General features: G+C 61.3%; 26 protein-coding genes and 1 tRNA gene. 15 read left to right on the forward strand and 12 right to left on the reverse strand.

Going from position 1 to position 24,184, the window contains the following annotated elements; all coding sequences use genetic code 11:
- Nucleotides 1-369 (forward strand): VOC family protein, encoded by a 369-nt coding sequence (locus ABIE28_RS16965; protein WP_354064964.1) that lies wholly within the window; start codon nucleotides 1-3, stop codon nucleotides 367-369.
- Here the strand turns inward: ABIE28_RS16965 and ABIE28_RS16970 are convergent, their stop codons facing one another.
- The 4 genes from ABIE28_RS16970 to lnt all read right to left on the reverse strand — a co-directional run bounded on the left by ABIE28_RS16970 (nucleotide 370) and on the right by lnt (nucleotide 5,791).
- Nucleotides 370-1,074, reverse strand: coding sequence for a pyrimidine 5'-nucleotidase (locus ABIE28_RS16970; protein ID WP_354064966.1), 705 nt, complete (start codon nucleotides 1,072-1,074; stop codon nucleotides 370-372).
- Nucleotides 1,075-1,156: 82 nt separating this feature from the next.
- Entirely contained in the window at nucleotides 1,157-2,392 is a 1,236-nt protein-coding gene (locus tag ABIE28_RS16975; RefSeq protein WP_354064967.1) for an aq_1923 C-terminal domain, read from the reverse strand.
- Between the two features lie 192 nt (nucleotides 2,393-2,584).
- Complete coding sequence (gene ilvA, locus ABIE28_RS16980; RefSeq protein ID WP_354064968.1) at nucleotides 2,585-4,138, reverse strand: threonine ammonia-lyase, biosynthetic; 1,554 nt, start codon at nucleotides 4,136-4,138, stop codon at nucleotides 2,585-2,587.
- A gap of 39 nt (nucleotides 4,139-4,177) precedes the next feature.
- Nucleotides 4,178-5,791, reverse strand: coding sequence for an apolipoprotein N-acyltransferase (gene lnt, locus ABIE28_RS16985; protein WP_354064970.1), 1,614 nt, complete (start codon nucleotides 5,789-5,791; stop codon nucleotides 4,178-4,180).
- Nucleotides 5,792-5,917: 126 nt separating this feature from the next.
- Here lnt and tsaB point away from each other — a divergent pair, with 126 nt between their 5' ends.
- From tsaB to ABIE28_RS17010, 5 genes are all read left to right on the forward strand, one after another.
- Entirely contained in the window at nucleotides 5,918-6,520 is a 603-nt protein-coding gene (gene tsaB / locus ABIE28_RS16990) for a tRNA (adenosine(37)-N6)-threonylcarbamoyltransferase complex dimerization subunit type 1 TsaB (RefSeq protein WP_354064972.1), read from the forward strand.
- Entirely contained in the window at nucleotides 6,517-6,996 is a 480-nt protein-coding gene (rimI, locus tag ABIE28_RS16995; protein WP_354064974.1) for a ribosomal protein S18-alanine N-acetyltransferase, read from the forward strand. The genes tsaB and rimI overlap by 4 nt, the downstream gene beginning before the upstream one ends.
- Before the next feature lie 89 nt (nucleotides 6,997-7,085).
- Nucleotides 7,086-7,475 (forward strand): Fur family transcriptional regulator, encoded by a 390-nt coding sequence (locus tag ABIE28_RS17000; protein ID WP_354066476.1) that lies wholly within the window; start codon nucleotides 7,086-7,088, stop codon nucleotides 7,473-7,475.
- The gene (locus tag ABIE28_RS17005; RefSeq protein WP_354064976.1) at nucleotides 7,472-8,278 is read left to right on the forward strand and encodes a lysophospholipid acyltransferase family protein; all 807 of its coding nucleotides are present in this window, start codon (nucleotides 7,472-7,474) and stop codon (nucleotides 8,276-8,278) included. Before ABIE28_RS17000 ends, ABIE28_RS17005 begins: the two co-directional genes overlap by 4 nt.
- Before the next feature lie 90 nt (nucleotides 8,279-8,368).
- Complete coding sequence (locus tag ABIE28_RS17010) at nucleotides 8,369-8,614, forward strand: hypothetical protein (protein WP_354064978.1); 246 nt, start codon at nucleotides 8,369-8,371, stop codon at nucleotides 8,612-8,614.
- Here the strand turns inward: ABIE28_RS17010 and ABIE28_RS17015 are convergent.
- The 8 genes from ABIE28_RS17015 to ABIE28_RS17050 form a co-directional block, all read right to left on the reverse strand.
- Nucleotides 8,611-8,868, reverse strand: a complete 258-nt coding sequence (locus tag ABIE28_RS17015; protein WP_354064980.1) for a hypothetical protein — start codon at nucleotides 8,866-8,868, stop codon at nucleotides 8,611-8,613. The two genes, ABIE28_RS17010 and ABIE28_RS17015, sit on opposite strands and share 4 nt — an antisense overlap.
- Nucleotides 8,869-9,068: 200 nt before the next feature.
- Entirely contained in the window at nucleotides 9,069-10,379 is a 1,311-nt protein-coding gene (gene pncB, locus ABIE28_RS17020) for a nicotinate phosphoribosyltransferase (RefSeq protein WP_354064982.1), read from the reverse strand.
- Nucleotides 10,380-10,468: 89 nt separating this feature from the next.
- Nucleotides 10,469-11,407 carry an iron-siderophore ABC transporter substrate-binding protein gene (locus ABIE28_RS17025; RefSeq protein ID WP_354064984.1) on the reverse strand — a complete coding sequence of 313 codons (939 nt, stop codon included), beginning with the start codon at nucleotides 11,405-11,407 and terminating at the stop codon, nucleotides 10,469-10,471.
- 86 nt (nucleotides 11,408-11,493) lie between these two features.
- Nucleotides 11,494-12,642: a winged helix-turn-helix domain-containing protein gene (locus ABIE28_RS17030; protein WP_354064985.1), complete on the reverse strand. Its 1,149-nt coding sequence runs from the start codon at nucleotides 12,640-12,642 to the stop codon at nucleotides 11,494-11,496.
- Between the two features lie 79 nt (nucleotides 12,643-12,721).
- Nucleotides 12,722-14,428: an alpha/beta hydrolase gene (locus ABIE28_RS17035; RefSeq protein WP_354064987.1), complete on the reverse strand. Its 1,707-nt coding sequence runs from the start codon at nucleotides 14,426-14,428 to the stop codon at nucleotides 12,722-12,724.
- Nucleotides 14,425-15,018 carry an exopolysaccharide biosynthesis protein gene (locus tag ABIE28_RS17040; RefSeq protein ID WP_354064989.1) on the reverse strand — a complete coding sequence of 198 codons (594 nt, stop codon included), beginning with the start codon at nucleotides 15,016-15,018 and terminating at the stop codon, nucleotides 14,425-14,427. The genes ABIE28_RS17035 and ABIE28_RS17040 overlap by 4 nt, the downstream gene beginning before the upstream one ends.
- Nucleotides 15,019-15,235: 217 nt before the next feature.
- Nucleotides 15,236-15,311 (reverse strand) — tRNA-Ala (locus ABIE28_RS17045).
- A gap of 140 nt (nucleotides 15,312-15,451) precedes the next feature.
- Nucleotides 15,452-15,856: a TIGR02300 family protein gene (locus tag ABIE28_RS17050; protein WP_354064990.1), complete on the reverse strand. Its 405-nt coding sequence runs from the start codon at nucleotides 15,854-15,856 to the stop codon at nucleotides 15,452-15,454.
- Nucleotides 15,857-16,033: 177 nt separating this feature from the next.
- On the opposite strand from ABIE28_RS17050, the gene aroA reads away from it, so the two are divergent.
- The 9 genes from aroA (at nucleotide 16,034) to trpB (ending at nucleotide 24,183) form a co-directional block, all read left to right on the forward strand.
- Entirely contained in the window at nucleotides 16,034-17,383 is a 1,350-nt protein-coding gene (gene aroA / locus ABIE28_RS17055; RefSeq protein WP_354064991.1) for a 3-phosphoshikimate 1-carboxyvinyltransferase, read from the forward strand.
- Complete coding sequence (locus ABIE28_RS17060; RefSeq protein ID WP_354064993.1) at nucleotides 17,384-18,025, forward strand: (d)CMP kinase; 642 nt, start codon at nucleotides 17,384-17,386, stop codon at nucleotides 18,023-18,025. It begins immediately after the preceding gene.
- Between the two features lie 169 nt (nucleotides 18,026-18,194).
- Nucleotides 18,195-19,907, forward strand: coding sequence for a 30S ribosomal protein S1 (gene rpsA, locus ABIE28_RS17065; protein ID WP_354064995.1), 1,713 nt, complete (start codon nucleotides 18,195-18,197; stop codon nucleotides 19,905-19,907).
- Between the two features lie 125 nt (nucleotides 19,908-20,032).
- Nucleotides 20,033-20,533 (forward strand): GNAT family N-acetyltransferase, encoded by a 501-nt coding sequence (locus ABIE28_RS17070; RefSeq protein WP_354064997.1) that lies wholly within the window; start codon nucleotides 20,033-20,035, stop codon nucleotides 20,531-20,533.
- Nucleotides 20,534-20,590: 57 nt separating this feature from the next.
- On the forward strand, nucleotides 20,591-21,544 hold the full coding sequence (locus ABIE28_RS17075; RefSeq protein ID WP_354064999.1) for a S49 family peptidase: 954 nt from the start codon (nucleotides 20,591-20,593) through the stop codon (nucleotides 21,542-21,544).
- Between the two features lie 29 nt (nucleotides 21,545-21,573).
- Entirely contained in the window at nucleotides 21,574-21,855 is a 282-nt protein-coding gene (locus ABIE28_RS17080) for an integration host factor subunit beta (RefSeq protein ID WP_035099264.1), read from the forward strand.
- 33 nt (nucleotides 21,856-21,888) lie between these two features.
- The gene (locus ABIE28_RS17085) at nucleotides 21,889-22,251 is read left to right on the forward strand and encodes a lipopolysaccharide assembly protein LapA domain-containing protein (protein ID WP_354065002.1); all 363 of its coding nucleotides are present in this window, start codon (nucleotides 21,889-21,891) and stop codon (nucleotides 22,249-22,251) included.
- An 8-nt stretch (nucleotides 22,252-22,259) separates the two neighbouring features.
- A complete protein-coding gene (locus ABIE28_RS17090; RefSeq protein WP_354065004.1) occupies nucleotides 22,260-22,907 on the forward strand; it encodes a phosphoribosylanthranilate isomerase in 648 nt (215 codons plus the stop codon).
- A gap of 58 nt (nucleotides 22,908-22,965) precedes the next feature.
- Nucleotides 22,966-24,183, forward strand: coding sequence for a tryptophan synthase subunit beta (gene trpB, locus ABIE28_RS17095; protein WP_502913404.1), 1,218 nt, complete (start codon nucleotides 22,966-22,968; stop codon nucleotides 24,181-24,183).
- Nucleotide 24,184: the final 1 nt, after the last annotated feature.

The raw sequence follows: 24,184 nt of genomic DNA on the forward strand, positions 1-24,184 counted from the left end.
ATGCTGAAGGACACTGACTCTGCTGCCATCATCGCGGTTCGCGACCTGGCGAGGGCCCGCGATTTCTACACCAATGTTTTGGGACTGACGGTGGTGAAGGGCGATGACAACGTCATCGAACTCAAGACCGGCGGGACAACGCTGGTGATCTATGTCTCCAAGTTTGCCGGCACCAACAAAGCCAATGCGGTGGTGTGGGGCGTGGGTGACCAGATCGAAACCATCGTCGCCGACCTCAAGGCCAAAGGCGTTACCTTCGAGCACTATGACGGCATGCCGCGCACTGGCGACATCCATGGTGGTGGTGACTTCAAGATGGTTTGGTTCAAGGACCCGGACGGCAATATCCTGCACCTGAACTCGATGTGATCAGGGCAGCTTGCGCAGGAACTGCGCCAGATTGTCGGTGACGTGATGCACATGCGAACCGGCGGCGCGGCCGAGTTCCCATGCCTCGACCTGCTCATGGGCGTAGCTTTCGCCAGCGACCACCTGCACGGTGGACATGCCCACATCATGCGGCACGACGAGATTTTTCTCGAGATCGTCGAACATGACGGCCTTGGTCGGATCGATACCGTGTAGCGCGAAGAACCCGTCATAGGCCTCGCGGTGTGGCTTGGGCACATAGGTCATGGCCCGAATGTCATGCACGTGCTCGAACAAATCATCGCCGCCAAGCTTTGACAGCACCGAGCGGGCATGGCCGGTATCGCCATTGGTCAGGATGAACTTGCGGCCCGGCAGAGCGCGAATGGCGGCCACCAGATCGGGATGCGCTTCGACCGGCGAATAGTCGATGGCGTGCACGGTCTTGAGGAAATGGTCCGGGTCGATTTCGTGCTGCTGCATCAACCCGTTCAGGGTCGTGCCGAAGTCGCGATAATAGGATTTCTGCAGATCGCGCGCCGCCACAAACTCGAGCTGCGTCACATCCATCACGTAATTGGTGATCTTGAGATCGATCTGGGCAAACAGATTGCACTCACGCGGATAGAGCGTGTTGTCGAGATCAAAGACCCAATCGGAGATGTGGGACAGGCTGCGGGCGGTGATCGGCGGAAGATCGTTCATTGAACCATTATGACTGAAAGTGGTGAAGTTTTCACCTCAGGGGATTGAGAGCGGCGCGGGAGCGTCGCCCTCAAAAAGCGGATTACTTCGCCGTATTGGCTTCGACAGCCAGACCGAGCGCGGTGATCAGGCCAGCAGGGTTGGCCGCAGCGGCCATCAGCACCAGCAGCGAGGTTGGCGATGGTGGCGCAAGCTTGACTTCAAGGCTCTGTGGATTGTCGAGGAAGGCCGATACGGGCGGCACGACAATGTCATTGAGCGCAGGGATACCCGAGCTTGCGATTACGCTTGGCAGCATAGCCTTGAGGCCTGCGACGAAGTTGGCGCGGTCGGTGCCATTGTCCTTGGCGACGGAATCGAGAGCCTTGCCGGCCAGCGATGCATCGTCATAGCGCACGCTGGCACCAACGATGGAGACGCCCTGCAGCAGAGCCATGCCCTGCATCATCTGGGCCTGAGCCTGTTCCTGGGTTGGCTCGCCAGCAGCGGCCATCTTGGCCTGCATGGCGTAGATCTGATCGAGCACAGCCGGGGTGAAGCCGGTGATGTCGAGCGCGATATCGAGCGAGCCGACATCCGCAAAATCGAGCAGGAACTGATTGATCTGAATGTGGCCATCGGACATCGACCAGGCCATGTCCATGGAGATGTCGCCGTTGACGGTGGTCAGGCCGAGTGCGTCAATGGTGTCGGCAGCGTCTGGCTCTTCTTCGCGCAGCGAGGTGAGGTCAACCGTGATGCCCGAGACTTCAAACGTGGAGGTCAGGTCGGTCAGGGCTGCGCTGCCAAATTCTGGATTGAACTTGGATTCCGACGTGACCGAGTCAAACGAAACGACTTCGACGCCATCGCGCGTGACCGACAGCGGGCCGGTGCTGAACGACTGATAAAGCTGCAGCAGGCCAACAGCCGATGGGGGATTGCCGGCTGGCACGTAGAAGCCATCAACGCGGATGTCGCTAAGGCTGAGATGGCCGACTGGTTCCGCGGTAAACTCGGTGTCGATGTCCGGAATGGTGACCGAGTCAGCGAAATAGCTGCCATCGCCATTTTCGGTGACGCCCGAGAAGGTGATCTCGGTGTCGAGAACCATTGGCTCCATCGGGGCTTCTGGCGTCGAGGGAATGGAAGCGGTGAGGCCATCAACGGTGATAGTATCGCCATCAAGCGTGGCCGGGCCGAATTCGAGATCGTAGCCCATGGTCTTGTAGACTGCGGCCACCCGGTCAACGAATGACTGAGCATCCAGAGCCATAGCGGGCTGCAACATTACGCCAGTGGCGACAGTCGCCAGCAGCAAAAGCTTTGTCCTCGACATCAACATCGTCTCCAGTATTGTGATTGGTTTTGTTTTTCAGGCGTTTGAGATAGCGGGGCTTCGTCGAACAATTCCACCCAAGGCGATTGCAACGGAATGCGGCGGAAAAACGCCTATTCTGTAAAAGATGCTACCGATGGCGCAAAGATAAGACGTTTCGATGAAGCACAACCTTGGGCGGGCGAGAAGGTTTCACGCAGGCTCATGGTCAAGGAATTGTCGATAGGCCGGATTTTCGGTTTCTTCCCAATAGGGGAAGCCGATGGCGTCAATATGGGCGATGAAATCGGCCCGGGTTGACGGCGGCACCTGGATGCCCACCAGTACGCGACCATAATCGGCGCCGTGATTGCGATAATGGAACAGCGAAATGTTCCATTCGTCGGTCAGGCCATCGAGGAATTTGAGCAGGGCGCCGGGGCGCTCTGGGAATTCGAAGCGGTAGACGACCTCGTCACGCAGGTCGCTGACGCGACCACCGACCATGTGGCGGACATGGAGCTTGGCGACTTCGTTATCAGTGAGGTCGGTGACCTTGAGACCATGGTTTTCCAGCTGGGCCAGGATCTCGAGCTTTTCGGTATCGCCCCGGGTGAGCTTGACGCCGACGAAGATCTTGGCGGTCTTGCCCTGCGAGATGCGGTAGTTGAATTCCGAAATGGAACGCTGGCCGAGCAGGCGCATGAAAGCGCGATAGCTGCCGGGCTGCTCAGGGATTTCAACGCTCAGCAAAGCCTCGGCACGCTCACCGATTTCGGCGCGCTCGGCGACGTAGCGCAGGCGGTCGAAATTGACATTGGCGCCGGAATTGATGGCGATCAGCGCGCCGCGAGGGGCATCGCCATTTTCAACCTGACGGCGTAGACCCGCGAGGGCCAGGGCACCGGCCGGTTCGGCAATGGCGCGGGTATCGTCAAAGATATCCTTGATAGCGGCGCAGATTTCGTCGGCCGAGACGGTGACGATATCGTCGAGCAGTTCGCGGCAGATGCGGAAGGTTTCGTCGCCCACCTTGCGCACGGCCACGCCGTCGGCAAACAGGCCAACCTGATCGAGTTCGACCGGATAGCCGGCGGCAATCGCCGCCTTCATGCTGGCAGCTTCTTCGGGTTCAACACCGATGACGCGGATTTCGGGGCGCAGGAATTTAACGAAGGCGGCAATGCCTGAAGCGAGTCCGCCGCCGCCAATGGGCACATAGATGGCGCCGATATCGCCGGGGTGCTGGCGCAGCAATTCCATGCCGATCGTGCCCTGCCCCGCGATCACATCGGGGTCATCGAAGGGGTGGACCACGATATAGCCGTTCTGCTCGGCCAGTTCGGCCGCATGGCCGCGTGCGGCGTCAAAGCCATCGCCGAACAGCACGACTTCGCCGCCAAGGCGACGCACGGCACCAACCTTGATGGCGGGGGTCGTCGTGGGCATGACGATGACGGCACGAATACCGAGGCGGGTTGCCGAAAGGGCGACGCCCTGGGCGTGATTGCCAGCCGAAGCGCAGATGACACCGCGCTCGCGCTCTTGCTGTGTCAGATGGGCGATACGGTTGTGCGCACCCCGAATCTTGAACGAAAAGACCGGCTGCAAATCTTCGCGCTTGAGCAAAATCTGCGCATCGAGGCGGGCAGAGAGCAGCTTCATCTCATCGAGCGGGGTCTGCTCGGCGGCTTCATAGACAGATGAGGTCAGGATGCGGCGGACATAGTCCTGCATGGCGGTGCTCCGGCGTTTTGCGGCGAGCAACGCCTTGGCGCACCAATTGTCAATACTTGAGCGACCCGGTCAGGCTATGCGCCGACGACCACCGCGCGCCGCAACCAGCGAGATCAGCAATCCGGCCACCAGAGCGACCAGCAATGGCCAGTAGCGCACCTGCGAAAACACCGTGCTGGCGAGGCGTTCATGCGGGCGCACATCAAGCACCGACATTTCCATCGGCGGGATCTGGCCAGTGATGCGGCCGAGCGGATCGGTAGCAAAGGTCAGGCCGGAATTGGCGGCACGAATCAGGCTCATGCCCTCCTCAACCGCACGGACGCGGGCATGATGGGCGTGCTGGGCCGGACCAATCGAGCCATCGAACCAGGCATCGTTGGTGATGTTGAGGATAAACTGGGCGCCGGCCGTATCGCCGAGATCGCCCGAGAACAGAATTTCGTAGCAGATCAGCGCGAGGAAGGCCGGAGTATTGGGCAGGCTCATCAGGCGGCGCCGCGCATCGCCATGGGCCCAGCCTTCGGCGCCGGGCACGAATTGCTTGATGCCGAACTGCGCAAAGAACGGACCGAAGGGCAGAAATTCGCCGAACGGCACCAGATGAGACTTGTCGTAGGAGGCGATGACCTCGCCATTGCTGTCGATGGCCAGCATGGAATTGTAGGGTGGGCCAGAACTGGTGGTGTCGCCCGGCTCATATTGCTGGCGCGGCGCACCGGCGAGCAGCGTGGTGCCCTCCGGCAGGAGGCGGGCGATGCGGGCCAGCGAATCAGGATAGGTCGAGAGGAAAAACGGCAGGCTGGATTCGGGCCAGACCAGATGGGTGATATCGGCCAGGCCCTGATCGGTGGGGTCCATGCGCATATCGCTCAGCATCAGCAGCCGGTCGATCAGCGCCACCGGATTGGCATTGCCCCAATCGGCGTGGTCGTAAACCAGCGGCTGCACCAGCCGCATGGAGACGTCCTGCCGCTCGGTGGATTTGGTGCCGGTGAGACGATTGTAGCCATAGCCGAGCTGCGCCGAGAGCACGAGAATAACGATGAAGAATGGCAACAGGCGGCGACTAAGGCCGCGGCCATCAGCGGGCCAGATCAGCGCGGGCGTCATCGCCAGGAGCGCTGCGACCAGCGTCAAGCCGTATATGCCGATGACCGAGGTGATCTGCATCATCTCGTCGGTCGGGGTCAGCGCATAACCGAGCAGGTCGAAGGGGAAGCCGGTCAGCACATGGCCGCGGGCCCATTCGGCTATTGTTAGAAAGGTTGCCAGCGTGACGATACGCCATGGGCCGTGCGACCAGAACACATGCGCCAGAGCGCTCGCCACCCCCCAGAAGAAGGCGATCATTGCGGCCAATGCCAGAATGGCGAAGGGCATCAGCGCGATCATGATGCCGCCATCGACGAAGAACGCCGCGCCCAGCCAATGGAAGGCGACGGTGAAATAGCCCCAGCCGAAGGCAAAGCCGATGGTGAAGGCTGGCCCCAGAATACGGCGCAGTCCGCGTGCCTTTTCGGCGCCATCGAGGCACCAGACCCAGAACGGGAAGGTGACGAACAGGGCGGGCACGATGAAAAGCGGTGGGATGGACAGGCCAGCGACAGCACCGGCGACAACCAGCAACAGGAAGCGGCGCCAGCCGTGGCTCAGCATGGCAGTCTCGGCCAGCCAGGTCATTGCGGGGCTCTCGGCGAATCAGGACGCATGGGCGCAAGGTCGCCCCGAGGCGCGGGGGCGTCAAGGCAGGAGGTTGTGAGCGGGCAAAGGCTCGACTTCGCGCGCGCCCGGCGCTAGAGCGATGCCATGACCATTGCCCTCGCCATCGACACCGCTGCGCCCCGCCTGCAACTGGCTTTGCTGCTGGCCGACGGGCGCGTGGACACCTCGATTGACGAGATCACGACGGGCCATGCCGAACTGATCTTTGGCCGTATCGCCGACCTGCTGGCGCGCAATGGTATGGGCTATGCCGATCTCGAACGCATCGTCACCACGACCGGGCCGGGGTCATTCACCGGGCTGCGCATCGGCCTTTCGGCGGCGCGCGGGCTTGGGCTGGCGCGTGATATTCCGGTGGTTGGCGTGCCAAGCCTATTGGCGCTGTCATTGAGCGTGACGGGTCCATCGACCGTGTTGCTCGATGCGCGACGTGGCGAAGCTTATTTCCAGACATTTTCGGCGGCGGGCGTGCCCAGCACTGAGGCCGCCCTGCTGCCGATGGACGACGCGCGGACTGGCATTTTGGCCGAATCCCAGCTGATCGAGTCGCCCTTTGTCGATATTGGACTATTGGCGCGCTATGGCGCGACCGCGGACCCGGCGACACATCATTCCGAGGCGAGTTATGTGCGTGAGGCTGATGCCAAGCCGCAGACGGCGGCGCGGATCGAAAGGCTGGGCACATGATCAAGCTCTGGATGGCGCCAGCCGGACTGCATATCGAACCGGGTCGCATTGCCGATGCAAAGGAACTCGCCCGCATTCACGCGCAGGGGTTCTATCGTGGCTGGCCGGTGGGCGAGTTCGAGAGCTTTCTGGCTGATGACAGCACGCCGGTTTACGTCGCCTGCGACCCCAAGCGCCGCATTGCCGGTTTCGCGCTGATCCGCATTGCCGCCGATGAATCCGAATTGCTGACAATCGCGGTTGATCCCAAATGGCGCGGCAAAAAGATCGGGCAGGCCCTGCTCAAGGCGACCTTTGCCGACCTACTGACGACCCCGGCGCGCAAGATGTTTCTGGAAGTCAGCGAAGAAAATGCGGCGGCCATCAAGCTTTATGGCCGCGAGGGCTTTGCCACCATCTCGTCGCGCAAGGGCTATTATCCCAAGGCGGATGGGTCGGCGGCCACCGCGCTTGTCATGGCGCGCGATCTTGGGTAACCCGGTTGTTAGTTTGACCGGTTGGGAGCTGTAGGGTGAGCAAAAGCCAGACTGATCCGACGCTGGAAGAGGCCTGCGTTGCCAAGGGCATGCGCATGACCGACCAGCGGCGCGTGATTGCCCGCATCATCGAAGCTGCTACCGACCATCCCGATGTCGAAGAGCTCTATCGCCGCGCCTCGGCCGTCGATGACCGCATTTCGCTATCGACGGTTTACCGGACGGTGAACCTGTTTGAGGAAGCGGGCCTGGTCACCAAGCACGACTTCAAGGATGGGCGCGCACGGTTCGAGCTGATCCCGGACGAGCATCACGACCATCTGATCGATATCCGCAGCGGCGCCGTGATCGAGTTCCGCAACGAGGAAATCGAGGCCATTCAGGACGTGATCGCCAAGCGGCTCGGCTATCGGCTGGTCGACCATCGGCTTGAACTCTACGCTGTCCCCATCGAAAGCTCTGATCAAAGCAAGAAATGATCTTCCGCGTTCTGTTTTTCATTTTTGTGCTGGTGCCGGTGATGATCGTCGTCATCCCGCTCCAGGCCATTATCAACGCGCTCAAGCTGCCATTCTGGAATGTGTTGCCGCGCCTGTTTCATCGGCTCGGCTGCATTTTCCTCGGGCTGCGGGTGACGTTGGTGGGTCAGCCGGCGACGGGGCGGGCCACCCTGCTCGTGTCCAACCACGTATCGTGGACCGATATCGTCGCGATCGGCTCAGTGGCCGATGTGACCTTCGTGGCGAAACGCGAGGTAGGCGAGTGGTTCTTCGTCGGCATGATGGCGCGGCTGCAGAAAACCATTTTCGTTGACCGCACGCGCCGCTCGGATGCTGGCCGCACCGCTTCGGAAATGGGCGCGCATATGGCGGGTGGCAATGCCGTGCTGCTGTTTGCCGAGGGGCAGTCCGATATCGGCACCCATGTGCTGCCATTCCGCTCGGCGCTGGTGGGCGCGGCGCAGCGGGCGATGATCGATGCGGGCGCGACCGATGTGATGATCCAGCCGCTGACCATTGCCTATACCAAGCTGCAGGGCCTGCCGGTGAGCCGCAATGAGCGCTCGCTGATCGCCTGGATCAAATCCAAATCGGTCAAACAGAATATCCGCGATATTCTGGGTGGGCCGGTCAAGGATGTGACGGTGGCCTTTGGCGCGCCGCGCCCCCTCAGCGAGAACGACAACCGCAAGCAGGTGACCAAGGCCGCCGAAGACGATGTGCGGGCCATGCTCGTGGCGCTCAATCGCGGCCAGAAACTGCCGGTCGCGATCACCAACTGATAAAACTTTAGCCGGTAAGCCTAATACCGGCTTTCGATTGGCCGTTAACGTCTCGTTAGCTATGACGGTCCCGCATCTGCGGAGACGATCATGGTCTGGGAACTGGTAGCTATGTGGGCGATCGTCGTCGCGACGTTCATCTGGTTTTTTCGCGACGAGAAGCGCGTCAAGGCCGATGCCGCGCTAGAGCGCGCTGCCCGCTACTACGCCCATGCCCCGCAATTTCGCTATACGGTTGCTGAGCCAGCAGAGACAGAGATCGCCAAGCCAGCCCGTCGTACGGGTGGGCTGAGCGCTGACCAGCGGGCCTTCATCAAAGACTACATCAAGTCCTAGGCTTCGTCCGGACCAAGGTTCGCCTTGAGCCGCGCGATGATGTCGGCGGCCTTGAGCATTAGCGCCATTTCAATATCGGTATCGCTGCTTTCGGACGGCATGTCGGCCCAGACCGAAATATTGAGGTCGTGCGTCTGCTCCTGGCCGCCGGCCACTTCAGACAGCAGAGCGCGCACATGACCCGTCATCCGTCCTGCAAGGCGTGGATGCGCCTGCTTGTCACGTACGGTTATATCGAGAAGTTGAAGTGTCATTCCGGCCCCTGGACGGAGCCCCCTGCGGAACGCTAATCCCGCGCCGTTTCCAAGGCGTTAATTCCGCCCCAGAACCCCTGGTTCTCCAACAATTGGTAATGCCGCAAACGCAACTCGGTTCCACCCTGGCTGCAGCAGCTAGGGAGTAACCGAGAGTACGTATGAGCGACACATCAAAGGGTCTAGGGATAACCCCTAAACTACACCTTGACCGGGTGATTCACGCGGCCGGCATCGCCGAAGATGCGGATATAGCGGTCGATCTCTTCCCGCGTGCCGGTGGCTTTGGCGGGGTTGTCGGAGAGTTTGACGGCCGGGCGGCCATTGGCTTCGCAGACCTTGGCGACGATCGAAATCGGGCCCAGGCCGGGGTTTGGCCCATCGGGGGCGCAGCCTTCAAAGTCATTGGTGAGGTTGGTGCCCCAGCCGAAGGCCATGCGCACCTTGCCATCGAAATGGAGGTAGGCTTCCTCGATCATGTCGACATCGAGCCCGTCCGAAAAGATCAGCAGCTTTTCGCGCGGATCGCGGCCGCGTTCTTTCCACCAGGCGATGATGCGCTCGCCGCCTTCAATGGCGGGAGCACTATCGGGACGGAAGCCAGTCCAGTCGGCGACCCAATCGGGCGCATCACGCAGGAAGCTGTCGGTGCCGAAGGCGTCGGGCAGCACGATCTTGAGATTGCCGCCATAGTAGCTCTCCCAGTCCTGCAGCACCTGATAGGGTGCGGCGCGCAGGGCGTCGTCGGTGGTGGCGAGTGCCGCCAGCACCATGGGCAGCTCATGGGCATTGGTGCCCAGCGCCTCAAGGTCGTTGTCCATGGCGAGCTTGACGTTGGAGGTGCCGGTAAAGGCTTCGCCAATGCCCTCCTTGAGGGCCTCGACGCACCAGCGCTGCCAGAGGAACGAGTGGCGGCGACGGGTACCGAAATCGGAAATCTTGAGTTCTGGCAGCTTTTGCAGCCGCTCGACCTTTTCCCACATCTTGGCCTTGGCCCGGGCATAGAGCACATCAAGCGCAAAGGGACCGTAGTGCTTCATCGCGGCGCGCGACCGCAGCTCGTTGATGATGGCGAGGGCCGGGATTTCCCACATCGAGGTTTCGAGCCACAGGCCGGGGAATTCGAGCACGAACTGACCGTCGCGCTTTTCGAGCCGATATTCGGGCAGGCTGAAGGTTTCGAGCCATTTGAGGAAGGCAGGCTCGAAAATCTGCTGGGAGCCGTAGAAGCTGTTACCGGCCAGCCAGATCATTTCCTTTTTGGTGAAACGCAGCGTGCGGGCGTGGTCGAGCTGGGCGCGCAACTCGTCGATATCGATCTCTTCTGTGAGCTTGACCGACTTGGTGCGATTGATCAGCGAGAAGGTGGCATCGACCTTGGGATAGAGCCCCCAGATCATCTGCAGCATCAACAGTTTATAAAAATCAGTATCGAGAAGACTGCGAACGATCGGGTCGAGCTTCCAGGTGTGATTATACACCCGCCGGGCAATATCGGTGTAGGTCGCCATTGGGTGTCTCCACTTCGCGGCGAAAGTTCTAGCGTGTGCACAATAGGTTGGAAAGGCGGGCGGCTCGCTTGCCGCCCACCCGGGGCGATTTACTTTGCGGCGGCTTCGGCCAGCAGCGGCACGAGGTGATCGATCGAGTATTCAAGCGCCAGCGTCGAGCCAGCCGAATAGGCAGCCATGACGTCTTCTTCGGGGTACACCGTGCGACCAGCGATAACGGCGGGGAGCTTGGCCAGGATTGGATCGGCCTTGAGCGATTCCACCGTGCCGTCGAGGATGAGCAGGACCACCACATCGGCATCGAGCAGGCCGAAATTTTCAGAGCCGATTTCGACGAAGAAGTTGTTGCCGGCTGCATCGATGACAGGTTGGGTCGGCACAAAGCCAAGCTGGGTCATCAGGTCAAAGCGTGCGTCGCCGGGCAGATAGAGGCCATAGGTATCGCTGTATTTGGCGACGACGGCGATGGTCTTGCCGGCAAATTCGGGATGGGCGGCAGCGCTATCGGCAATGCTCTTTTCGGTGGCAGCGATCAGCGCTTCGCCCTTTTCGGGGATGCCCATTGCGGCTGCAATCTGGGCGACCTGCACGGTCCAGCTGGCGGCATAAGGCGCGGTGCCCTCGGGGCCATAGACGGTGGGCGCAATTGCGGAGAGACGCTTGAAGGCCTCCTCGGAATTGTCGGAGCGGATGTTGACGATAAGATCTGGCGTCGCGCTCAGCAGCTGTTCGAAATTGGTCTCGCCGGCTTCTAACACCACGGGGGTTTCATCCCCGAACAGGTCCACTGCCCATGCGCCGACGCCCTTTTCGACCAGACCCATCCAGTTGGCGACTGCAACCGGCTGTACGCCCAGCGCCAGAACGATCTCGCCATCGGACCAACCCAAAGCCGCGACACGGGCCGGCTGGTCGGGAATAGCAATATCGCCGAACATGGTGGGCACGGTGATGGCCTGAGCGAAAGCGGCATTGGTGGACAGCAGCAGGGCAGCGGACAGCGTGAGAGCAAGGCGGCGGGACAACATGGCAGGCAACTCCTTGATGGCTGCCTTTGCTATCGCCTGTCCTTTGGCGGATCGCAATATTTATATGACTATGAATGTCATAATAATTAAACGCCGAACTGGAAGGCCTCGAACCGGCCCAGAGCTTCGTCAATCGCGGCTTTGCCTTCAGCACCAGCGTCTTCGAGCCAGGTCCATTTCTGGATCAGCAGGCGCCGCGCGGCGCGGTCGGCCTTGAGATCGACGGCGGCGACGATCCGGTCGCCCAATAGAACCGGCAGGGCGAAATAGCCGTATTGGCGTTTCTCGGCGGGCAGGTAAGCCTCGAACAGATGGTCGTAGCCAAAGAACAGTTTGAGCCGTTTGCGCTGGATGATCAGCGGATCAAAGGGCGACAGGATATGGGCCAGATTGGGCGCCTCGGCGGTCGAGGCTTCCAGCGTTTCGGGCGCGGCCCAATGCTCGACTTTTTCGGCGCCCTCGATGGCGACGGGCACCAGTAGTTTGCGGCGCACGCGGCTGTCGATCAATTCCTTGACCGCAGCCTTGCGGGGCGCGGCGAGGTGGCAGATGGAATCTAGGCTGACAACGCCTTGGCTGCGCAGCGCGCGATCCAGCATATAGGCGGTGATCTGCCGGTCGGTGGCAGGTTTTGGCGTTTTGGTCCAGCCGAAGTGACGCTCGGTCAGGTCGTAGGTCTTGAGCATGCCCTGACGCGCCGAGATCACCAGCAGGCCCTGATAGAACATCATCTCCAGCACCCGCTTGGATGGCTTGCGGCTGCCCCAGGGGTGATTCTTGTCGACCAGTTCGTCATCCCCGATGTCGCGGATCGAGAGCGGGCCATCACTGCGCAGGCGCTTGAGCATCTTGCGCGCTTCGTCGGGCGTCACTGAGCCAAACCAGCGTTTGGGCTCAAGGCGATGCTGTTTCATGGCCGGGAGGAAATAGGGCAAGTCCGCCGTCGGCACATAGCTCAGCGCGTGGGTCCAGTATTCGAAGACGGATTTGTCGACCGACTGGGCCGTGGTGAGGTCGCTGCGCCGGTAGTTCGGCATGCGGGAAAACAGGATGTGATGGTGGCAGCGCTCGATGACGTTGATGGTGTCGATCTGCACATAGCCGAGATGGGCGATAGCCTCGCGCGTGGCGTCCGGCCCTTCACCAAAGGGATTGGCGCTATCGAGCTTTTGCGCCGCGATCCATATGTGGCGGGCGGCGGCGGAGGGCAAGGCGTGGATTTTGCGCGGGGGCACGGGATGATTCGCCGATGGTGAGGGGTGGAAAGTCTGCCGCAAAGCGAGGCGACCTCATACCCGATTTTCACGCGGCGCCCTAGCTGCGGAACCAGCCGCCTTCGATGAGGGTGCGGTCGCCATGGCGAGTGAGTTTGGTTCTGAGCGCGCTGAGATCGCTCTCGCTCCAACCCTCGGGCTGACTGACCTGTACCCAGGCATCGAAATAGTCCTGCGGCGCATAGACGTGGCCAAAGCCGATAGGCGCGGTCTGGGCCAGCGCCATATCGAGCGCGACCTGAAGGAAGGTGACGACTGGATACCAGTTGAGCAAGGGCGAGACACCGGGCGGACGCGTACCGGAAATCCAGACAGGTTCGCGCCAGGCCATGGTCGCTTCAAAGAACACGATGGGATCGCTGGGATATTGCAGGAAGATGGTCCGCAGCGGGCCCCATGGCCGCGTATCGCCAACCATGTCGCCCTCGCCATTGGAGAAGCGAACGGCCATGCCATCGCCGACTTGCGGCTTCCACCAAGGGGAATTGGGCTGACGACCGACGGTCGCGCTGCGCCAGTCATCGGTGGCGAATGGCGTGCCGACCCAGAGCGCACCGTCGAACGGATCGCCAAGGATGTCGTAGAGCGAGGCCGAGGCCACTGAGCTATAGGCGCCAAGACTAAGGCCGTGCAGATAAAGCCGAGGCCGCGAATCGTGCGGCATGGCATGCCAGCGGGCATAGACGGCTGAAAACAAAGCGCGAGCGGTATCGACGCCCACGTCGGGCTCAGACACGAGCGAGAGCCAGCTGGTCAGATAGGAATATTGCACCGCGACGCTAGCGACGTCGCCTCCATGCATGAATTCGAGCGTGTCGATGGCCGATGGTTCGACCCAGCCGGTGCCGACGGGCATGATCAGGGCGAGCACTTTGCGGTCGAAGGCGCCCACGCGATCCATCTCCTGCAGCGCCAGCGCGGCGCGCTGTTCGGGTGTGTCGGCCGAGCGGAGGCCGACATAGACCCGGACCGGATCGCGGGCGGGCTTGTCGGTCATCGCGACGATTTCGGCCTGCGTTGGGCCGGACTGAACATAGATGCGCGCATCGAGACCGATCGTGTCCCAATCGATCAGTGACGCGGCGCTTCCCGAACGCTGGGAATCGGAGGGTTCGGCGGCGTAGCTGCCGGCGAGCCGGTCGAGATTGCCGTAGAAACGATCTGCCGCATAAAGCAAGCCGCGACCGACAACGCCCTCGCCAAGCGTCGCCGCCAACAGGCCCACCGCGACAATGGCGCCAACCAGCGCCACGCGGCGCGGAATGATGCGGCCAAGCCACGCCGATACGAAGCGCACGCCGTGAACGAACAGCGTGCCTAGACCGACCAGAATCGCAGCGGGAATGACCGCAATGGCCGCGACCAGCACCGGTTGGCTGGCCTCGACCGGGGCGACGCCCATGACGGCGCGAATGGAGTTTTGCCAGCCCGTCGAAAACCACAGGAAAACGAGAGCCAGAATCAGGCAGGCGAGGACCAGTGATCGCCCAATCCACAGCGCCAGCCGCTCATTGGGCCAACTGAGTTCGAGATAATCCCAGAGCCAGCTCAGGAAAACCCCAATGCCATAGCCCGCAGCAAAGGTGCAGCCGCAGAGGATGCCTTGGGTGACGAAATGGCGTGGGATGAGTGACGGCGTCAGGGCCAGTGCGAAAAACAGCAGCCCCAACAGCCAGCCGCCGGTCGAATAGCGATCCAACTGGCGCAATACACTTGGCAGTAGACGCCGTTTGAGCAGGTCGGTCATGTTCCCAGCACCGTTCTAGCGAGGCTAATGGCGGCCCATACGGCACCTGCGGCGATCACCAGCCCTATAATGGCGACAAAACCGCCCAGCAGCACCCCCAGGCCGTCGCGATTGATACGCGAGACGCAGATGATGGCAATGCCGGTATTTGGAACGGCGTTGATAAAGGGGATGGGGATGACCATTGGCAGGCTGACCAGAAGGATAAAACAGCCGGTCGGGAATTCGGTGCGCGGTCCGGTCAGGAATTCGAGGCGTGGACGGGAGACTTTTGCCACCAGCCGCGCAAACCACTGCATCTGTGTGACCAGCCGCTCAAGCAGCTTGGACGAGAGGTGACGACGGCCGATCCAGCCGCCCAGCCGCAAGGGGCGGCCCAGAAGCGTGGCGATGGTCACGCTGATAATGGTGATGGCGAGTGTGCCGCCATAGCCGGGCGGGCCGGGCAACATGTTGAGCACGCTCAGCACCAGCACGACCAGCGGATAGGAGGAACTGCCCAGCATGGCGACGAGACTGCCCGCAGTGATCCCATCGGCGCGCCGAATTTTGTCGGCAATCGCCGCGATGCTGGATTCTACTGGAGACACGGGACCCGGGCGCTTGCTGATCGGACGGCGCCAACTTAGCGGGCGACCTTTAACAAAAACAACGCCAAAGCGTCACAGGTGGTTCTTTGAGAACGCGCGTGCAGATTCGGTCATTTCGGAAGTTTGGTCTGCAAACGCAGCAACGCGACGGCCTTGACCGTATATGGCCAAAAACCACAAGCACGTGTGGCACTTAAAATATCGCGAAAAAGGAAAATGGTGGAGCCTAGCGGGATCGAACCGCTGACCTCTTGCATGCCATGCAAGCGCTCTCCCAGCTGAGCTAAGGCCCCATTTTCGTGGGTCTCGGGGGCACTTGGCCGTCCGAAGCGAGGCGGAACCTAAGGGATGATCTCCGCCCACGCAAGTGCTTAAATGACACTTTTTTATTCAGCCGGCCGTTTCTCACAGCCGGCTGAAAAATCATGCAAAATCAACGATCTTCGTCGCCGCCGACGTCAAAGCCCAGTTCGTCGTCTTCGTCTTCGTCTTCTTCGAGGAACACGTCAGCTTCGTCTTCGCCGAGCTCTTCGTCGACTTCAACGTCCTCGACGTCTGGAATTTCCTCGTCGCCGGCTTCCTCGGCGTCCGCATCTTCGAGACTGACGATCTCGGGCGCTGCTGCGTCCTCAACCTCGTCTTCGGCTTCCTCGTCATCCTCATCATCCACCTTGCGGGCGGTAGCAGGAGAGGGCTTGCCGACGAGCAATTGCTCGAAATAGGAGCGCGGATAGCTCTTGCCCGTATAGGGAGAGACAATCGGGTCCATGTTCAGGTCGTAGAACTTCTTGCCCGTTTCTGGATCGGTGCGCTTTGTGCCGCGTTCGGAACTGGCCATCGATGTTCCTCGTCGTAAGGTTTTGCAGGGCTCTTGATCGAAAGTCATGCCCCGGTTCGGTCAGTCCGGTTATGGACAAACCCGGCCCCTGTCAAACCGAAAATGTGGAGATCGGCCTCGCGCCGACAGGGGGCGGTGGCATAACCGGCTTTGCCCGTGCTAAGTGCGACCTCGCCCATGACCGATATTGACAGCAGCCCAACTCCATTTGCCAGTCGCGGCGCCGACCCGTTTATCGGGCGATTTGCCACGCCCGGCGACAAGTCTATCTCGCACCGCGCACTGATTTTGGGGGCGCTGGCGGTGGGCCAAACCAGTATCGAGGGCCTGCTCGAATCCGAGGATGTGTTGGCGACGGCAAACGCCCTGCGTCACTTCGGCGTGAGCATTGCCGGACAGGATGGCAATTGGCGGATCAATGGACTGGGGGTCGGCGGACTGCTCGAACCGCAGGGCGCGCTTGAACTGGGCAATTCCGGCACAGGCTTGCGCCTGCTGATGGGGCTGGCCGCGCCTTACGCGTTTGAGACGCAGTTTACCGGCGGGCCAACGCTGGCTCGTCGTCCATTGGGCGCGCTGACCGACGCGCTGGCGCAGACGGGCAGCACGGAGGTCGAAAGTGCCGAAGGCGGCTTGCCGCTGACGCTGCGCGGTTCGGCGACGCCGCTGCCGATCCACCATGTGATGGCCAAGCCGTCCGAACAGGTCAAATCGGCCCTGTTGCTGGCCGGCGCGCAGATTGCGGGCACGACGACGATTGTCGAACCTGTGCCGACGCGGGACCACACCGAAAAAATGCTGGCGGCCTTTGGTGTCGCCATATCGACTTTGACAGACGACGCCGGGGTGACGACGATCACCCTGCGCGGTCTGACTGAATTACGGCCGACCCATATTGTCGTGCCGGGCGATCCGTCCTCGGCCGCCTATGCGCTGGTTGCGGCGCTGATCGTGGCGGGTTCGGACCTGACCATCGAAAATGTGCTGGTCAACCCCACACGAACCGGGCTGATCGATACGTTGCTCGAAATGGGCGGCGATATCCAGTTCATCAACCAGCGCGAAATCGGTGGCGAGCACGTCGCCGACCTGCGCGTTCGATCATCGCGGATGAAGGGCGTGCGGGTCGACGCGCTGCATGCCGGCGCGATGCTGGACGATATTCCGGCGCTGGCCATCGCCGCAGCCTTTGCGCAAGGCGAGACCGTCATCGAAGGGTTGGCGGAACTGCGTGAGCAGGAATGTGATCGGCTGGCGGCCATTGCGGCGGGGCTTGCTGCCAACAAGGTGACGGTCAGCGAAGGCGATAGCACGTTGACCATTGGCGGCATCGGCAAGGTCGATGGTGGCGGCATGGTGGAAAGTCGCGGCGATCATCGCATTGCCATGAGCTTTCTGGTGCTCGGGCTTGCCAGCCACCATAAGGTGAGCGTGGACGATACCAATCCGATTGCGGCCAGCTTTCCCGGCTTTATCGACACGATGAACAGCCTGGGTGCCCGGATCGAACCGGCGAAAGGACGCTAGATGATCATTGCCGTCGACGGTCCCGCAGCATCGGGCAAGGGCACGCTGGCCAGTGGGCTGGCCGCGCATTACCGGTTGCCGCATCTCGACACCGGGTTGCTCTATCGTGCCGTGGGCCTGGCGATTGCCGGTCACGAAGATGAAGCGGGCTTTGAAGAGGCGGCCATCGCGGCGGCGCGGGCGCTCGATGCCAGCCATTTGACCGACCTCGAAGCGCTGACATCAGCGGAAACCGGCGTGCTGGCCAGTAAAGTGGCGGTGATCGGCCCCGTGCGGCAGGCGCTCTATGACTATCAGCGCAATTTTGCCACCCAGGCCGCTGGCGCTGTTCTTGATGGCCGCGACATCGGCACCAAGATCGCGCCGGATGCCGATGTGAAGCTGTTCATTCAGGCCGACAGCAAGTCGCGCATGGAGCGCCGGGCACGGCAGCTCGAAAAACGCGGCAAGGCGGTTGATCGCTATGCGCTCTATCACCAGATAGAGGAACGGGATGCGCGTGACATGCTCAACCCCAATGGCGGCTTTTACAAAGCGGACGACGCGCACTTGCTCGATACGACGCTTCTCGATATAGAGGCCGCACTCCGCGCAGCCATCGCGATTGTCGATGGGACCATGGCGCGCAAGGCAGGGCTGTAAGGCCTTAATCCAACCTTGTGCGGTTCGGCCCCGGCCATCACCCAGCGTAGCTTGCCGGAAAACATCCAAATCAACTGTTCGATCGGGCGTTCGCGCGCCGGCATTTCCGTTTGGGAATGGCGGACTTCCGGTCTTAACCCCCAAACCACCGGTGCAACGGAGAAGATATTTGGCACAGCAAACTGTGACGAAAGAAGACTTTGAATCGCTGCTGATGGACTCGTTCGTTGATAACGAGCCGCTAGAGGGCGCCGTTGTTAAGGGCACCGTCGTTGCGATCGAAAAGGATCTCGCGATCATCGACGTCGGTCTCAAGACCGAAGGCCGTATCGCGCTGAAGGAATTCGGCCAGGCTGGCCGTGACGGCACCATCAAGGTGGGCTCGATCGTCGAGGTCTATGTTGACCGCGTCGAAAACGCTGCCGGTGAAGCCGTTCTGTCGCGCGAGAAGGCTCGCCGCGAAGAGAGCTGGGTCAAGCTTGAAGAGATGTACAACGCCAATGAGCGCGTTGAAGGCACCATCTTCAACCAGGTCAAGGGTGGTTTCACCGTCGACCTCGAAGGCGCCATCGCCTTCCTGCCGCGCTCGCAGGTGGACATCCGTCCAATCCGCGACATCGCGCCACTGATGAACGTGCCACAGCCGTTCCAGATTCTGAAGATGGACAAGCGTCGCGGCAACATCGTTGTCTCGCGTCGTGCGATCCTCGAAGAATCGCGTGCTGAACAGCGTTCGGAGATCGTCCAGCAGCTCGAAGAGGGCCAGGTTGTCGACGGCGTGGTCAAGAACATCACCGATTACGGTGCGTTTGTTGATCTCGGCGGCATTGACGGCCTGCTACACGTCACCGACATCGCATGGCGTCGTGTGAACCACCCATCCGAAGTGCTGACGATCGGCGAGACCATCAAGGTCCAGATCGTTCGCATCAACCACGAGAGCCACCGTATCTCGCTGGGCATGAAGCAGCTTCAGGCTGATCCATGGGATGGCATCGAAGCCAAGTACCCAATCGAGGCCAAGTTCACCGGCCGCGTGACCAACATCACCGATTACGGCGCATTCGTTGAACTGGAACCAGGCATTGAAGGCCTGATCCACGTCTCCGAAATGAGCTGGACCAAGAAGAACGTTCACCCAGGCAAGATCGTCTCGACCTCCCAGGAAGTCGAAGTTGTCGTGCTCGAGGTCGATCCCGACAAGCGTCGTATCTCGCTTGGCCTCAAGCAGACCCTGGCAAACCCATGGGAAAGCTTCGCCGAGAAGTTCCCAGTCGGTTCGGTCATCGAAGGCGAAGTCAAGAACAAGACCGAATTCGGTCTGTTCATCGGCCTCGACGGCGATGTGGACGGCATGGTTCACCTCTCCGATCTCGACTGGCAGAAGTCAGGCGAAATCGCTCTGGAAGACTACAACCGCGGTGACATGGTTTCGGCCAAGGTCCTCGACGTTGACGTCGAAAAGGAACGCATCTCGCTGGGCATCAAGCAGCTGGCAACCGGCGAGACCACCTCGTCCGCCGAAGCTGGCGCTGATCAGGGCGGCATCCGCAAGGGCGCAGTCGTGACCGGCACCGTCATCGAAGTCAACGATGGGGGCATTGAAGTCCGCATCGCCGACACCGAGATGACCGCCTTCATCCGTCGTGCTGACCTCAGCCGCGATCGTAACGATCAGCGTCCAGAGCGTTTCAGCAAGGGCGAAAAGGTTGACGCTCGCGTCACCCAGTACGATCGCAAGACCTCGCGTATCCAGCTGTCGATCAAGGCTCTGGAAATCGCCGAGGAAAAGGAAGCCGTCGCAAACTACGGTTCGTCCGATTCGGGCGCATCGCTGGGCGACATCCTGGGCGCAGCTCTCAAGGGCCGCGACAACAACTAAGCGATTTCATTTCTGAAATCGGAGGGCCCGCGCTTCACAGCGCGGGCCTTTTGCCTTTATGGAGGGGTGTTTGTCGGGGGGCGGCAAATATCGGGCAGCGTCTGGACGCGGCTCAAAGGAACATCATGAGCAACGCCATTCACTGGAGAGCGCTGACGACGCTGGACCTGCCGGCCGTCGAAGCCATCGCCGCTATCGTGCATCCGGGCTTCCCCGAGGACATGGAAGTGTTCGCCGAGCGCCAACGGCTGCATCCCGAAGGCACGCGGCTTTTGGAGCTGGATGGTGTGCCGTCAGGCTATATCCTCAGCCATCCATGGCGGTTTGGCGAACTGCCCGCGCTTAATTCCGCGCTCGGCCACCTGCCCGAAGACGCCGACACCTATTACCTGCATGATCTGGCGCTGCTGCCGGCAGCGCGCGGTACCGGCGCTGCGGCGATGATCGTTGGCGATATTTTGCGCCATGCGCGGCATAGCGGCTTCACCAGCACCAGCCTTGTGGCGGTCAACGGGTCGGTGCCGTTCTGGTACAAGCATGGTTTCCGGGCGGTCAAAGCGCCCGAACTTGCCGAAAAGCTCGCCAGCTATGAACAAGCCGCGCAGTTCATGGCCAAGCGCTTCTGACTTGCCAAACCCGGTCTGCGCCTCTACCCGAGTGGACCGCTCACGCGTGAGGCCCCGATGACCGACCAAACAATTGCAGACCCTGTGCGCCCGGCTGATCCCCATACGGCGGTCGCTTCGGAAACCTTTCGGCGCTCGCGCGGCCGCTGGCGCATTTTTGCGTTTGTCCTGTTGGCGCTGGTCGTTCTGGTTGGCATTGGCCGCTTTGCGCTGCCGCAGGCAGGTGGCGGCGATCACATTGCGCGGCTGGTGATTGATGGCACGATCACCACCGATCCGGGTCGGCTGGCGGCTATCGAGGCGCTGGCTGCCGTCAAAGCCGTGATCATCGCGATCAATTCGCCCGGCGGCACGACCGCAGGCGGCGAAGAGCTATACGAAGCGCTGATGCAATTGCGCGCTGCCACGCCGACTGTGTCGGTGATCAAGGAGCTAGGTGCCTCGGCCGCCTATATGACGGCCATTGGCACCGACCGCATCTTTGCGCGGCGACTGTCCATCGTTGGCTCGATCGGCGTGCTCTATCAGCACATCAATGCTGGCAAACTGCTCGACACCATTGGTGTTGATCTCGACAAGGTCGCTTCCGGCCCACTCAAGGCCGAGCCGGACATCAACGAGCCGATGGAAGGCGCCCCGCGCGCGTCGATTGCCGCGCTGGTCGATGACAGCTTTCAGTGGTTTGTCGATATTGTCGCGGAGCGGCGTGGTCTGTCGCGCCCGGCCACGCTTGCCTTGTCTGATGGGCGAATTGTCACGGGCCGCGTCGGGGTCGAGAGCGGGCTGATCGACGAAATCGGCGGCGAACTCGAAGCCATCGCCTGGCTCGAAAGCGCCCGCGAAGTCCCCAAGGACCTGACGGTCTACACCGTCTGGCCTAAGCCACAGCAGGGGTTTGACCTGTTAGGCACGTTCATGAATAGTCAGGCCCGTGCCGCGCTTGGTTTGCCGGATGGCCCTATCACGCTTGACGGGCTGGTCTCGCTTTGGCAGGTTGGCACCGCCCTATAGGGGGCAGACGGTCAAATCCGGAGTCTGGGATGATCAAGTCGGAACTCGTCGAGAAACTTGCGGCGGAAAATCCGCATTTGTTTCAGCGTGATATCGAGAATATCGTGAACGCGATCCTGGACGAAATCGGCGACGCCATGGCGCGCGGAGACCGGGTTGAGCTACGTGGCTTCGGGGCCTTTTCGGTCAAGAACCGTCCAGCGCGTGTCGGCCGCAACCCCCGCACCGGCGAACAGGTCGATGTGGGCGAAAAATATGTGCCGCAATTCAAGGCTGGCAAGGAAATCCGCGAGCGGCTAAACCGCTCGTAACGGAGCCACGGCTCCAACGGACTAAGGCGACTAATGGTCAACAAAATCGTCGGCTGGGTTGTGCTGGTTCCGTTTTGCCTCGGGCTGATTATTATCGCCCTGGCCAATCGGCATTTCGTAGTCGTTAATTTCAATCCATTCGTGACCGTGGATGCAACGGTAATGCCGGGCTTTGGCATTCCGCTGTTCGTGGTTCTGTACGTCATGCTGCTGGTCGGCGTGCTGTTGGGCGGCACCGCAACCTGGTTTGCGCAGGGCCGCCATCGCCGCCGCGAAAAGCATTGGCGGCGCGAGGCCTATGCGCTTAACGCCGAGCTGGAAGGCTTGCGCCGCAAACAGGGGCAGGCCACGCCCGGCCCCAATACCGAAGTCGACGATCTCCTGGAGCTTCGCTGAGCAATACGATGGCCGACCCTCTCGTCATCAAAATCTGTGGCATCAAAACCCTCGACATTCTGGACACGGCAATCGCAGCCGGCGCCGATATGGTGGGCTTCGTGCATTTCCCTCGATCACCGCGCCACGTCTCCATCGAGGAGATCGCCAATCTGATTTCGGCCGCGCGCGGTCGGGTCGAGACCTGCGTTCTGCTGGTCAATCCTGACAATAGCTGCGTCGCTGAAGTCGCAGCCCTCGGCCCGGACTGGATACAGCTGCATGGCCCGGAATCGCCGCATCGCGTCGAAGCCATTCGCGCCGAAGCGGGGATCGAAGTCATCAAGGCCGTGCCCATCGGGTCGGCCGAAGATGTCGCCCATATTGCCGGTTTCACGGACGTCGCTGACCGAATTCTGGTCGATGCCAAGCCACCTAAAGGCGCCGACCGACCCGGTGGTCTGGGCGAAACCTTTGACTGGACCCTGCTCAAGGCGCTTGACCCGTCCATCCCCTTCATGCTTTCCGGGGGCCTGACGCCAAAGACGGTTGCCGAGGCCATCAAGACGGTTCGCCCCTTTGGGGTGGATGTGTCCTCTGGGGTGGAGAGCGCGCCGGGCGTCAAGGACAAGCGCCTGATCGAAGCGTTCATCCGCAACGCCCGCGCCGCCGAATAAGCTCAAGGTCCTCCCGGTTCTGGCCGGTTGCGGCCAGATATTGATAAGGATGGACCTCGTGGATACCGACGGCATCAATTCATTGCGCAACGGCCCGGACGAGCATGGGCGTTTTGGCCTTTACGGCGGCAGATTCGTCGCCGAAACGCTGATGCCGCTGATCCTCGATCTCGAAGCGCACTATCGCGCCGCCAAGATCGATCCGGCCTTCAAGGAAGAGCTTGACGATCTGGCCGTGCACTATGTCGGCCGGCCCAGCCCGCTCTATTTCGCCAAGCGCCTGACCGACCATCTCGGCGGCGCAAAAGTCTGGTTCAAGCGCGAAGAGCTCAACCATACCGGCAGCCACAAGATCAACAATTGCGTCGGCCAGATTCTGCTCGCCAAGCGCATGGGCAAGACTCGCATCATTGCCGAGACCGGCGCGGGCCAGCATGGCGTGGCGACGGCAACGGTCTGTGCCAAGTTTGACCTGCCCTGCACCATTTTCATGGGCGCGACCGACGTCGAGCGGCAGATGCCCAACGTGTTGCGCATGAAGATGCTGGGCGCTGAAGTGCGTCCCGTGACCGCTGGTGCCGGTACGCTCAAGGACGCCATGAACGAGGCGCTGCGCGACTGGGTGACCAATGTCGAAAGCACCTATTACCTGATCGGCACCGCCGCTGGTCCCCATCCCTATCCAGAGATGGTGCGCGATTTCCAGTCGGTGATCGGCCGCGAACTCAAGGAACAGTTCAAGGAAGCCGAAGGCAAACTGCCTGACGCCATCGTTGCCTGCGTTGGTGGCGGCTCCAATGCCATCGGCACGTTCCATGCTTTCCTCGATGACCCATCCGTCGCCATTTATGGTGCGGAGGCCGGCGGCCATGGCATCGACACCGACAATGGCCACGCCGCCTCGATGACCGGCGGCCGCCCCGGCGTGCTGCATGGCAACCGTACCTATCTGCTGCAGGATGCCGACGGCCAAATTCTTGAGGGCCATTCGATTTCGGCCGGTCTCGACTATCCGGGCGTTGGCCCCGAGCACTCGTATCTGCACGACAGCAAGCGCGTGACCTATGCGCCGATCACCGACAATGAGGCGCTCGATGCCTTCCAGCTGTGCACGCGTCTTGAAGGCATCATTCCGGCGCTAGAATCGGCTCACGGGCTGGCGCAGGTGATGAAGGTTGCGCCGACCATGGGCAAGGATCAGTCGATCGTGCTGTGCCTGTCCGGGCGTGGCGACAAGGACGTCGAAAGCGTCGGCAAACATCTGGGGCTGCTGTAGG

The sequence above is a fragment of the Devosia sp. 2618 genome (genome assembly GCF_040546815.1).
Taxonomy (GTDB): domain Bacteria; phylum Pseudomonadota; class Alphaproteobacteria; order Rhizobiales; family Devosiaceae; genus Devosia.

What these genes read in the sequence shown, in the direction of transcription:
- ABIE28_RS17035 (WP_354064987.1), bottom strand. Translation starts at nt 14,428, where the DNA reads ATGACCGACCTGCTCAAACGGCGTCTACTGCCAAGTGTATTGCGCCAG.
- lnt (WP_354064970.1), bottom strand. Translation starts at nt 5,791, where the DNA reads ATGACCTGGCTGGCCGAGACTGCCATGCTGAGCCACGGCTGGCGCCGC.
- pncB (WP_354064982.1), bottom strand. Translation starts at nt 10,379, where the DNA reads ATGGCGACCTACACCGATATTGCCCGGCGGGTGTATAATCACACCTGG.
- ABIE28_RS17010 (WP_354064978.1), top strand. Translation starts at nt 8,369, where the DNA reads ATGGTCTGGGAACTGGTAGCTATGTGGGCGATCGTCGTCGCGACGTTC.
- ABIE28_RS16975 (WP_354064967.1), bottom strand. Translation starts at nt 2,392, where the DNA reads ATGTCGAGGACAAAGCTTTTGCTGCTGGCGACTGTCGCCACTGGCGTA.
- ABIE28_RS17090 (WP_354065004.1), top strand. Translation starts at nt 22,260, where the DNA reads ATGGCCGACCCTCTCGTCATCAAAATCTGTGGCATCAAAACCCTCGAC.
- ABIE28_RS17080 (WP_035099264.1), top strand. Translation starts at nt 21,574, where the DNA reads ATGATCAAGTCGGAACTCGTCGAGAAACTTGCGGCGGAAAATCCGCAT.
- ABIE28_RS17000 (WP_354066476.1), top strand. Translation starts at nt 7,086, where the DNA reads ATGCGCATGACCGACCAGCGGCGCGTGATTGCCCGCATCATCGAAGCT.
- ABIE28_RS17005 (WP_354064976.1), top strand. Translation starts at nt 7,472, where the DNA reads ATGATCTTCCGCGTTCTGTTTTTCATTTTTGTGCTGGTGCCGGTGATG.
- ABIE28_RS17085 (WP_354065002.1), top strand. Translation starts at nt 21,889, where the DNA reads ATGGTCAACAAAATCGTCGGCTGGGTTGTGCTGGTTCCGTTTTGCCTC.
- aroA (WP_354064991.1), top strand. Translation starts at nt 16,034, where the DNA reads ATGACCGATATTGACAGCAGCCCAACTCCATTTGCCAGTCGCGGCGCC.
- ABIE28_RS17050 (WP_354064990.1), bottom strand. Translation starts at nt 15,856, where the DNA reads ATGGCCAGTTCCGAACGCGGCACAAAGCGCACCGATCCAGAAACGGGC.
- ABIE28_RS16970 (WP_354064966.1), bottom strand. Translation starts at nt 1,074, where the DNA reads ATGAACGATCTTCCGCCGATCACCGCCCGCAGCCTGTCCCACATCTCC.
- ABIE28_RS17015 (WP_354064980.1), bottom strand. Translation starts at nt 8,868, where the DNA reads ATGACACTTCAACTTCTCGATATAACCGTACGTGACAAGCAGGCGCAT.
- tsaB (WP_354064972.1), top strand. Translation starts at nt 5,918, where the DNA reads ATGACCATTGCCCTCGCCATCGACACCGCTGCGCCCCGCCTGCAACTG.
- ABIE28_RS17070 (WP_354064997.1), top strand. Translation starts at nt 20,033, where the DNA reads ATGAGCAACGCCATTCACTGGAGAGCGCTGACGACGCTGGACCTGCCG.
- ABIE28_RS17025 (WP_354064984.1), bottom strand. Translation starts at nt 11,407, where the DNA reads ATGTTGTCCCGCCGCCTTGCTCTCACGCTGTCCGCTGCCCTGCTGCTG.
- ABIE28_RS16965 (WP_354064964.1), top strand. Translation starts at nt 1, where the DNA reads ATGCTGAAGGACACTGACTCTGCTGCCATCATCGCGGTTCGCGACCTG.
- ABIE28_RS17075 (WP_354064999.1), top strand. Translation starts at nt 20,591, where the DNA reads ATGACCGACCAAACAATTGCAGACCCTGTGCGCCCGGCTGATCCCCAT.
- rimI (WP_354064974.1), top strand. Translation starts at nt 6,517, where the DNA reads ATGATCAAGCTCTGGATGGCGCCAGCCGGACTGCATATCGAACCGGGT.
- ABIE28_RS17060 (WP_354064993.1), top strand. Translation starts at nt 17,384, where the DNA reads ATGATCATTGCCGTCGACGGTCCCGCAGCATCGGGCAAGGGCACGCTG.